An 11,651-nucleotide genomic window follows, 5' to 3' on the forward strand; every position below is an offset into this window, starting at 1 on the left:
TAATTATTGGTGTTCCTTTTCCGAAAAACTCTTTTTCTTTATTTAGACCGTTCTTAAAATCAAAATAGTTTCCAATTTCACCTTCCATCCACTCCCCACTAAACTCAGGAAATCTCAAATTTGGAATGCAAGCTATTTAATTTCCCTTTGTTTATCTTTTGAGATTATAAATCTTAAAACCAAAAAAATGAGCAGCCAAAAAACAATTTCAGAAATCACCATTTTATGGAAAACAGACAAAAAACAGTATGTAAAAAAATCGAGTTATGCAGCATATGCACTTTTAATCGAAAACCATTTATTACCAGCTTTTGGTAACAAATACAGTATTGAAGAAGCAGAAGTACAAGCCTTTGTATTTCAAAAATTAGCACAAGGGCTAAGCCAAAAAACCATTAAAGACATAGTAATTGTGCTAAAAATGATTCTAAAATTTGGTGCTAAAAACAATTGGGCAACAAACACACCGTTAGATATTCAATACCCTACACAACGAGAAAAACAACAATTAGAAGTGTTAAGTCGTAACCATCAAAAACAAATTATGACCTATATAGAAACCCATTTCACCTTTCGTAGTTTAGGAATTTACTTATGTTTAAGTACAGGAATGCGTATTGGTGAAGTTTGTGCACTTACTTGGGAAGATCTAAATACCGACACTGGAATTATAAAAGTAAACAAAACCATACAGCGTATTTACACTATTGAAGACAAAATTCGCAAAACAGAACTCATTATAGATACTCCGAAAACTAAAAATTCAATTCGTGAAATCCCTATGAGTCGATATTTATTGAAAATGCTAAAACCCATCAAAAAAATTGTAAACAGTTCTTTTTTTGCACTCACAAATGATGCAAAACCAACAGAACCCAGAACCTACCGCAGTTATTACAAAAACTTTATGAAAGATTTAGGAATGCCTCACCTCAAATTTCACGGACTCCGACACAGTTTTGCAACTCGATGTATTGAAAGTAAATGCGATTATAAAACCGTAAGTGTATTATTGGGGCATTCTAACATAAGCACCACTTTAAATTTATATGTACACCCAAATTTTGAACAAAAGAAAAAAGCAATTTACCAAATGTTTAGGTCATTGAATTAATATTGGTTACTTATCGTATTGCAAAGCAATTTAAGGCAAATCTACAAATAAGCAATTGAAAAATGGTTGAAAAAAACCTTTTTAGAAAAGCAATTCTGTAATTAAATATAGAAATATTGTACTTATAAGTACAAAAATACGTACATTTGCAGTAACAGTACACACCACGCTACCCATTTGAACAGCGTCCCAGGGTGTGTCTTTTGCTTTTACACCTTTATTTTTTTCTTAACAAATTTACTTCCACACTCAGTAATTTTAAGTAAATTAGTTGCTGTTTTAAAATTACCTATGTTTAAGAAAATTGCAACCACAATCCCCCAACAAATAGAGCTTCTAAAAGAAAGAGGTTTACTAATTTCCTCGAACGATAAAGCTGAAAAATACCTATCACATATTAGCTATTACAGGTTAGGTGAATATTGGTATGTAATGCAACAAGATAAAGAAAATCATATTTTTAAACCCAATAGCAAGTTTACCGATGTAATTTCATTATACAACTTTGATGCTCAATTACGTATTTTATTATTTGATATAATCGAAAAAATTGAAATTAGCCTTAGAACTAAATTAATTTACCATTTATCACACGAAATAGACCCTTGGTGGTTTCAAAATTTTACTCATTTTTATGACAGTCTTGCATTAGTAAAAACATTAGCCAATTTAGAAGACGAACTCTCACGAACTAAAGACATTACTATCAAAAATCACAAGAAGAAACATAAAGATGATTTACGCTACCCACCAGCTTGGAAGTCATTAGAACAAACAAGTTTTGGAGCTTTATCAAAATTATATGGTAATCTAAAACACACTGTTAATTCTAAAGACACCATTGCAAAAGAGTTTGGTGCAGTAAACCATACGTATTTACCAAGTTGGCTACAATCCATAGCACAAATACGAAACTATTGTGCACACCATTCTAGGCTATGGAATAGAAATCTTCCTGGAACCGTAAAATTACTTTCAAATCCGCCTAACCCTTGGATACGTGACAAAGAAAATGTACCTAAACAACACGAATTTCAAAAATTATATGTGCATTTATGCTTAATGAAGTATTTAATTAACACCATTCAGCCTAATAACAATTTCACAGAAAGACTAAACAACCTATTTGTAACCTATCCAAATGTTGATCCAAATGCCTTAGGTATGAAACCTAATTGGCAACAAGAACCATTATGGAAATAAAAAAATAGTTATGAGTACACAACCAGAGCAAATTTTAGAAAATAAATTGGTTGCTCAATTAGAAAAACTAAGCTATGAAAAAGTCATCATTAAAGATGAAAAATCGCTTATCTCTAATTTAAAAGCACAATTAGAAAAACACAATAACATCACTTTTTCAAACAAAGAATTTGAACGTGTATTAAATATCTTAAGCAAAGGTTCTGTTTTTGAAAAAGCCAAAACACTAAGAGAAAAACAACATATTGTAAAAGATAATGGTGACGACCTTTATTTTGAGTTTTTAAATAGTGAGCATTGGTGTCAAAATCAGTATCAAGTAACACATCAAGTAACAATTGAAGGTAACTATAAAAACCGCTACGATGTTACGCTATTAATAAACGGATTACCCTTAGTTCAAATAGAATTAAAACGGAGAGGCTTAGAAATGAAAGAAGCCTTTAACCAAATAAATCGCTATCAACGGCATTCATTTGGAGCAAATGCCGCACTGTTTCAGTACGTTCAAATATTTATCATTAGCAATGGTGTAAACACCAAATACTACGCAAACAACAGGCATCAATCTTTCAAACAAACATTCTTTTGGACCGACAGAGAAAATAAGCGTTTAACTAATATTTTAAATGGGTTTACAAGTGATTTTTTAGAACCTTGCCATATCTCTAAAATGATATGTAAATACATTGTTTTAAATGAAACTCATAAAATATTAATGGTACTTCGCCCCTATCAATTTTATGCTGTGGAAGCTCTAATTGACAGAGTAAAAAACAGTAATAAAAACGGTTATATTTGGCATACTACAGGCTCAGGAAAAACATTGACATCGTTTAAAGCAAGTCAAATAATTATGAAAATGCCACAAGTTAAAAAAGTGGTATTTGTGGTAGACAGAAAAGATTTAGATTACCAAACAACAAAAGAGTTCAATAGCTTTAGTAAAGGAAGTATTGGTGGAACCGACAATACAAAAGCGTTGGTAAAACAATTTTCTGATGATACCAAATTAATAGTAACCACCATTCAAAAGTTAAATACCGCAATTAGTAAAAAGCAGTATTTAAATAAAATGGAAAAACTTAAAGAGGAACGAATTGTATTTATTTTTGACGAATGCCATAGAAGTCAGTTTGGCGATACACACAATCGTATAAAAGCATTTTTCAACAACATTCAGCTCTTTGGATTTACAGGAACGCCCATTTTTGCAGACAATGCTGTTAAAAATGAATTAGGAAAGCGAACCACTGAAGAACTTTTTGGGAAAAACTTACATAAATATGTAATTACTGATGCTATAAAAGATGAAAATGTACTCAAATTCTCGGTTGAATATGTAGGTAGATACAAACAAAAAGAAAGTGCCACCGAAATTGATATTGAAGTAGAAGATATTGACACGAAAGAGTTAATGGAATCTCCAAAACGTTTAGAGAAAATTGCAGATTATATTATAGCAAATCACAAAAGAAAAACACACAATCAAGAATTTACTGGAATGTTCTGCGTGAGCAGTGTAAATACCTTAATCAAATATTACGATATTCTACAACGTAAAAAAGAGGAAGGGAAACACAACTTTAAAATTGCAACAATTTTTAGCTATGTAGCTAATGAAGATGATGCCGATGCCAATGGTTTTATTCCGGAAGAAGTATCTGTTGTTGAAGAATCTCCTGCTTTATACGGTTTACACAAACACAGTAGAGAAAAATTAGATGAGTACATCGTACAATATAATGAAATGTTTGGAGCTAATTTTTCAACAAAAGACAGCCAATCATTTTATAATTATTACAATGATATTTCCAAGAAAGTTAAAGAACGTAAAATTGATATACTATTAGTTGTAAATATGTTTTTAACAGGTTTCGATAGTCCACCTTTAAACACCTTGTATGTTGATAAAAACCTAAAATATCACGGTTTAATTCAAGCATATTCAAGAACAAATAGAATTTTAAATGAGCAAAAATCACAAGGTAATATTGTAGTATTTAGAAACCTAAAAAAAGTAACAGACCAAGCAATTACACTTTTCAGTAATAAAGATGCTATTCCTGTAATTATTATGGAACCTTACATTGATTATGTAAAACAATTTAATGAAGCATATATTGAATTATTAAAAATAACACCAACCATTAACAGTGTAAATAATTTAGCAAGCGAAGAAGATGAATTGGCATTTATTCAAGCATTTAGAACATTAATGAGGCTTAAAAATACAATGTCAACTTTTGCTGATTTTAAATGGGAAGATTGCGCAATGAATGAGGAGTTATTCAATGATTTTAGAAGTAAATACTTAGACTTGTGGCAAAAAGTAAAATTTGACCATAATAAAGAAAAAGTATCTATTTTAGAAGATGTTGATTTTGAATTAGAATTAATTCATAGAGATGAAATAAACGTAACTTATATATTAAAACTCTTAGCTGGTTTAAAAGATTCCAAAAAAGAGGATCAAGAAAAAAAGAAAAAAGAAGTACTTGATTTATTAGCTGGGGAAGCTCATTTAAGAAGCAAACGTGAATTGATTGAGAAATTTATTTTGGAAAATCTCCCTGAAATAGAAGACCCTGATACTATTCCTCAGGAGTTCGATAAATTTTGGAGTACCGAACAGCAAAAAGCATTTAATGATTTAGTGAAAGAGGAAAAATTATCTTCAACCAAAACTCAAAAATTAATTGAAGATTATCTATTTGCAGAACGGGAACCATTGAGAGATGAAGTTTTAAATTTAATAGAGGGAGATAAACCTTCGGTTTTAAAAAGAAAAAAAATTGGAGATACCATTCTTAAAAAAGTACTGAATTTTGTTGAAACTTTTGTAAATGGGTTTGATAGTTAGAAAACTTTATTATTGAAGTGTTTCAAACTTAATTTTATTAGTCATAAAAATAAAAATAATATGAATTTATATCTATATAGTAAGAATAAGGTAAAAAGTGTTAAAGAAAACCCTTTTAAATTAGAAAAAGAGATACAATCTATTTTTGAAAACAACTTAAATGACATCACTGGTTTACAAATAGTTAAATCCGAATTTACAATAAAAAACAAACGTGTAGATACATTAGCTTATGACAAAGTATCAAATGCTTTCATTATTATCGAATACAAACGAAGTAAAAACATCAGTGTCGTAGATCAAGGGTTCACCTACTTAAGTTTAATGTTAGAAAATAAAGCTGATTTTATTGTAGAATATAATGAAACATTAAAAAGTTCCATAAAACGTACAGATGTTGATTGGAGTCAAACACGTGTAATTTTTGTTTCAACAGGTTTTACTGAAAATCAAAAAACCGCAACTAACTTTAAAGATATTGCTATTGAGTTATGGGAAATAAAGCGTTATGAAAACAATTTAATTAGTATTAATCAAATTAAGAAAAGTAAATCCGCTGAAAGCATTAAACCCATTACTGCGACAAATGCGATGTTAAATGCTGTAACCAGTGAGATAAAAGTTTATACTGAAGAAGACCATACAGCTAATAAATCTGATGAAATCATTGAATTATATGAAACTTACAGAAATGCAATTACAAACTTAACCGATGATATTGAAATAGAACCTAAAAAGCTATACATAGCCTTTAAAAAGAACAAAAACATTGCGGATATTGTAATCCTTAAAAAAGGATTAAAATTATTTATAAACCTCTCAAAAGGAAATTTAAACGATCCAAAAAAATTAATGAGAGATGTCTCTAACACAGGTCATTGGGGGAATGGTGATTATGAGTTAGTAATAAAAAACACAGATGATTTAGAATATATAATGAGTTTGATTAAACAAGCTATTTAAATAACACCCCATAAAAGGAAAAAGGGAATTGCACCACAAGCACCACGCTATACTTCCTTTTCTAAACTCATAAAAGCTAAAAAATTAACTGAAGTATTTTAAAATTAATAATCTAAAAATTGCTTTGCTATGGCATTTGAAGAAAAAGAACATAAAAAAAATCAATACCAAAATGATTGGGCTAAAGATTTAAAAGGTGAACCTATCCACATTAATAATGCAAAAAGTGGTGCTAATGGGTATTATTGTTTAGGTTGTGACAAAGAAATGCAAGCTGTAAAATTTAAAAACCCAAAATATCAATCATATTATAGACATCACGCTCAAAACATTGATAAAGAAAATACAAAATGCGTTGTTGCAAGTAGGAAATACAGAGTGCGTTTAGCTGCTTTTATATTAAATCGTATTAAGTTTATCAATGCTCCTCCAGTTTATAAATATCCACCTATTAACGAAGATGGTTTACCTATGTTCTTGAAAGGTAGAGAAACAATAAATGCACACTCAGTTGTTTCTGAACTCACATTTTATGAAGATGAACAAGGTAATATTCTGCACGGAAAAAACCCAACAATTGAAGACAGGTATTTATTAGTAAGACCAGATGTTACTTTTTTTGATGCAAAAAATGAACCAATATTATTTATTGAGTTTGTAATTACCCATAAACTTACAACTGAAAAAAAAGTAAAATTAAACCGATTAGGTATTAATACTGTTCAAATAATTATTCCAAAAGTACCCGAAGAAGAAATAGAAAAAGCATTAAAATCATCAAGAAAATATAAATGGATATATAATGAACTCGAAGCAAACACCACATACATATCAGTTTCCGAAGGAAATTCAGAAGGAATATCACCAATTGATGAAATCCAAAGAAAACTTTTTGAAGAATCTTTCAAATGCCGAACAGCTCAAATTAACCAACTCGTACGCAATATTAACAAGTGCCTACGTTCAGAATCGTACAGACGAACTGAACGACTCTTTGAATCAGAGCTATCAAGACTTTCGAATAATCGAAAAGCAGCTCAACAAAGATTGGGAGAGTTGGAAAAACAACATAGAGAAAATGCACTTGATAGAAATAGAGAAACTCACTCAAAAATTAAAAACGAATACTCAAATCTGGAAGAAAGATATAACAACAAAAATCAAGAACTTCAACAAGCTACCGAAGAATACTACTCCGACCAGCGAGTTAGAGAATCAATTGAATATCATATTGAACAAGAAGAATCAGCTATCAAGCGAATTGAACAAGAAACAGATGAATTTGGAGCAAGAGCTCAACTTGCTGAAAACAGAATGGGTGAAGAAATTTGGGAACAATTTAGAACAGATACAGAGCAAATTGAAACAAGAATTGAAGATGTCAGAACAGATAGAGCAAAACTTGAAGAAAAAGTACAATCCTCAATTAATGAAGATATTAAATCAGCAGAACGAAAACATCAAGAATCTAAAAGAGATTTTGAAGGAAAAATCAATCTTGAAGAAAACGAAATTACAAGAATTGAAGGAGAACAAAACAGCCTTGAATCAACAACTCTCAATGAACTTAGAAAAGGACTTGATGAAAATTCCCCAGAATTGTCCACAAGAATTAAAACTCTATTGGAAGTACGAAGAGTGGCAAGCGATTTTGAGGTTGCAAAATGCGAAGAAGAATTTTATAAAAGAGTTGAAAAGTTCTTTAACAAAAAAACTTGGTCACGAGGGTAAAACTCTTGAATGGTTTATAGATACTTATAACAATGAAATTAAACAAATAAAACTATGAAAATTAACATTTTAACAATTAAAAAAACGAATCTTACAGAATTTATCCATCATTGGTCAAAACTATATTCATACTCCAACGAAACATCATATTACAATGCTATAACAAAAGAAGTATTTGAATTAAATGATATTCAAAACTTGTACGTTTGGAAAAATGGAATGAAATTAAGTACATTAAAGCAAATATCATTAGATAACAAAATTAAAGCTAAACTCACGATAATTAATAATTTTAAATCAAAAAATGAAATAGATTTAGCAGCTTTTAAAAAGGAGTTTAAAAACCTTTCAGCCGTTTGGAAAATATTTTTATTACATACTATTAAACCAAATAAATATCCAATTTACGACCAACACATTCATAGGGTTTTTTTATTTATTCATAATGAAGATTGGAGTAATATTTCAAATGATACTGTAACAAATAAAGAAAAAGAATTATTTTATTTTGATAGATATTTACCATTCGTTAAATCAATTAATTATTCCAATTTAAAGAATTTAGACGAAGCCTTTTTTGCATTCGGTCAGTTTCTAAATACACGTAATTATGCAAAGTTACTTGAGTAGTGTTAATAAAATTGCCATTTATTAAATCGAATCTAAAAAAAAATACTTGTTAAAAGAACTATATTTGTGTATTGAAAAACCAATATTCCGATTCCAAAACAATCGAAATAGTTAATAAATTGCTAAAAAATAAACCCACAGGTTGATTTAATGAAAATAATTGATACATTTGCAATAGTAGAAGACAGTTTGTATTCAGTTCAATATGAATCTGAAGCAATACACGAATTTGCAAAATGTTTTGAATTATGGAACGATCCAATTTATTTAAGAGAATTTTTTGAACTTCACATAGAAGATTTAAACAACGACTTTTGGAATGGCATAACTATTGAAGATGCCATTCAAAAAACAAGAGAAGATGCTAAACTTTTAGAAAAGGAATTATTGTACATTGCAGAAATAGGAAAAACAAAAAGACTTGAAACATTATCTACCTTATTTGAACCCTTATCAAAGGGCGTTATCGAAGATTATGAGAAAGACAAAGCCAAAGGATTAAAAAAACCCAGTTGGCTTCGTATATACGCAATCAGAATTGAAGCTAACTTTTATGTTATTAGTGGTGGAGCAATAAAACTTACACCCAAAATGAATGAAACAAACCATTTAATATTAGAATTAGAAAAACTTGAATGTACACGTAAATACCTTCTTGATGATGATAATGATGATTTAAATTTTGCAGAATTAAAATAACAAACAAACCGTAAAAATGAGCATTTCGAATATAAAAAATAAACTAAAGAAAAATTCAAAAAAAGATACATCTTGGATTGATAAGGCTAAATGGCGTAAAGAAAATGAAGCTTGGCTTGATATTTCTTTTGATATTGCTGTGAGTGTTATGTCTGCTTTAAAGGCAAACAAATCAAATAATATAACTCCTGGTAATCAAAGAGAATTAGCAATTGAAATGGGTTGCTCAGCTCAGTACGTAAATAAATTATTAAAAGGAACTGAAAATTTACAATTAGAAACTATTACTAAAATTGAAAGAATTTTAAATATTAAACTTATTGAAGTACCTAAAACTTCAGTTGTAAATTCATTTGATTTCCCTAATTTAACATTTGATTCTTTTAGTGAATCCTTTAATGAATTTATAAGTAATTCATTGTCAAATAATGATATTATAATCAGTTCATTATTTGACAATAATAAAGAGCCAATGACTGTCGGTAAAGTACAATTAAATTATAATACGCCTCTTATTGAAGAGCAAAAGGTCACTTATAAATGTACAAGTGTTGAACACCTTAAATTAGTAGCATAATGTCTAAAGAGAAAAATGGTGTAGGATTTTCATTGGCAAAGATAAACACAATGCAATTTGCCATTATTAAGGATTCATTTAAAGAAGGTCTACCTGTTAACTTAGATTTAAATATTAAGTTTGGTTTAAATGTTGAGCATAAAGTTTTATCAGTCTTTTTTACTTTTAAACTTTTACAAGAAAAAAATCCTTTTTTAATAATTGAGGTTGGTAATTATTTTAATATCGATGGTGATTCTTGGTCTAAATTTATTGATGAAAATAATAATACCATCACTTTCCCAAAAGGTTTTGCAAGCCATTTAGTATTACTTACTATTGGCACTACAAGAGGTGTTTTACATAGTAAAACAGAAAACACACCATTTAATAAATTTGTGCTCCCAACGATTAATGTAAATGAATTAATAAAAAGTGATGTTACCCTTAAAACTATTATTGAAGATTAATTAAAATACCATTTACAGCAGTATTTCTCTTTCTAATCGTCATTGCGAACGCAGTGAAGCAATCACATCATTAATAACTATTCAGCTAAAATTAAACTAAAAATACAGCTTCCAATTCCCCACAGTAAGAGCTTGAAAAAAGCACTTACTTTTTGCCTTTGCGCTTTCTGAAATTCGTTTCCATAAGAAACAGTAGTACAAGTCAGAAACATTCGTGCAGGTAATAAGGTGTTCGTCAGTTGCTCCATTTTGTTCCATAAAATACAATTAAAAATGCTCCGTTGTCACATTTGTACTTGACGTTCGTTGCACTACAATTTGTGTTCCAGTAGGTACTCATTGCAGTGCACTCACTTATTTTATTACACACATTTCACGCTTTCCTCACCCACAGCTATCTTTTGTACCCAAACCCTTTAATGTTTTGCTACGCAAGATTTTTTATTGGGTACAACCGCTGCTTCATAATTTTGGCTCGCCTGCTGCTCACTTCGGGCTGATTAGGTTGTCACAGTTTTTGATTGCAGCCATTTTGCATATAAAATAAACCGTTGCAAGTATTTATACTATCCGATGAATATAGATTAATTCAAAACTCAAATAACATTCATTTTCAATTTACACAACGGATTTATTACATATTGCAAACGCTCACAAGAGCAATGTATTCCGTTCATCATTACTCGTTTTTGGTACTTTGCCAATTTGAGTTTAAACACTAATTATCTTCCAAACAAGCCAACAACAAAAAACCAACTACTACCAACCAAAGCAAAGTACACAACACGTTCCATTCTTCACTTCATAAATTGCCCTTGCCTTTACCACCGCATCAAAAACACCGCCAACCTTGCGTGTACCACGTAGTTGTTGCACGTACTTATGCCGATGGCAACGTACTTTTGCCCCAACACCCTACGTTCAACTCGCCAGGCGGCACGCCTTAATGCTATCGCATTATTGCTCTCGAATACCTGCAAACAGAAACATTTTGTATTTTAGTTTTAAACATTAAAATAGATATTATGATTTCAAAAACAATTCAAATTCAAGAAATTACAGTTGATGAATTAGCAAATAAAGTTGCTGAAAAATTACTCTGCAAAATTGAATTATATCTTAAAGAATATGCAACTAAAGACGATGAAATCTTTTTGTCCAGAACAGAAACTGCCAAATTTTTAAAAGTAGATTTATCTACAATTCACAATTGGACAAAAAGAGGAAAATTAATAGCCTATGGTTTTGGAGCCAAAGTTTATTATAAGAAGATTGAATTATTAGATACTTTAGAAAACAACAGGCTTCATCCAAGATAAAAATAAAAAAAGTCAGCAAAATTTGATTGTTCCCTACGCCAGCCACACTACAGCTATCAAGGTCAAGCCCTACGGGTTTTGAAAAAAATCTCCACCTCACAAA

10 protein-coding genes are annotated in these 11,651 nt (G+C 29.9%); all 10 read left to right on the forward strand.

Going from position 1 to position 11,651, the window contains the following annotated elements:
- Nucleotides 1–187: 187 nt before the first annotated feature.
- The 10 genes from xerC (at nt 188) to HGB55_RS10280 (ending at nt 11,548) form a co-directional block, all read left to right on the forward strand.
- Nucleotides 188–1,114: a tyrosine recombinase XerC gene (gene xerC, locus HGB55_RS10235; RefSeq protein WP_168816802.1), complete on the forward strand. Its 927-nt coding sequence runs from the start codon at nt 188–190 to the stop codon at nt 1,112–1,114.
- Nucleotides 1,115–1,405: 291 nt separating this feature from the next.
- Nucleotides 1,406–2,317, forward strand: a complete 912-nt coding sequence (locus tag HGB55_RS10240; protein ID WP_168816803.1) for an Abi family protein — start codon at nt 1,406–1,408, stop codon at nt 2,315–2,317.
- Between the two features lie 10 nt (nt 2,318–2,327).
- The gene (locus HGB55_RS10245; protein ID WP_168816804.1) at nt 2,328–5,180 is read left to right on the forward strand and encodes a type I restriction endonuclease subunit R; all 2,853 of its coding nucleotides are present in this window, start codon (nt 2,328–2,330) and stop codon (nt 5,178–5,180) included.
- 60 nt (nt 5,181–5,240) lie between these two features.
- Complete coding sequence (locus HGB55_RS10250; protein WP_168816805.1) at nt 5,241–6,143, forward strand: DUF5655 domain-containing protein; 903 nt, start codon at nt 5,241–5,243, stop codon at nt 6,141–6,143.
- Between the two features lie 129 nt (nt 6,144–6,272).
- The gene (locus HGB55_RS10255; protein ID WP_168816806.1) at nt 6,273–7,874 is read left to right on the forward strand and encodes a hypothetical protein; all 1,602 of its coding nucleotides are present in this window, start codon (nt 6,273–6,275) and stop codon (nt 7,872–7,874) included.
- Between the two features lie 54 nt (nt 7,875–7,928).
- Nucleotides 7,929–8,504, forward strand: a complete 576-nt coding sequence (locus HGB55_RS10260; protein WP_168816807.1) for a hypothetical protein — start codon at nt 7,929–7,931, stop codon at nt 8,502–8,504.
- A gap of 150 nt (nt 8,505–8,654) precedes the next feature.
- Nucleotides 8,655–9,203 (forward strand): hypothetical protein, encoded by a 549-nt coding sequence (locus tag HGB55_RS10265; RefSeq protein ID WP_168816808.1) that lies wholly within the window; start codon nt 8,655–8,657, stop codon nt 9,201–9,203.
- 16 nt (nt 9,204–9,219) lie between these two features.
- Complete coding sequence (locus tag HGB55_RS10270) at nt 9,220–9,780, forward strand: helix-turn-helix transcriptional regulator (RefSeq protein ID WP_168816809.1); 561 nt, start codon at nt 9,220–9,222, stop codon at nt 9,778–9,780.
- On the forward strand, nt 9,780–10,229 hold the full coding sequence (locus tag HGB55_RS10275) for a hypothetical protein (protein WP_168816810.1): 450 nt from the start codon (nt 9,780–9,782) through the stop codon (nt 10,227–10,229). The genes HGB55_RS10270 and HGB55_RS10275 overlap by 1 nt, the downstream gene beginning before the upstream one ends.
- Nucleotides 10,230–11,254: 1,025 nt before the next feature.
- Nucleotides 11,255–11,548, forward strand: a complete 294-nt coding sequence (locus tag HGB55_RS10280) for a helix-turn-helix domain-containing protein (RefSeq protein WP_168816811.1) — start codon at nt 11,255–11,257, stop codon at nt 11,546–11,548.
- Nucleotides 11,549–11,651 lie beyond the last annotated feature (103 nt).

The sequence above is a fragment of the Lutibacter sp. B1 genome (assembly GCF_012524075.1).
GTDB lineage: Bacteria > Bacteroidota > Bacteroidia > Flavobacteriales > Flavobacteriaceae > Lutibacter.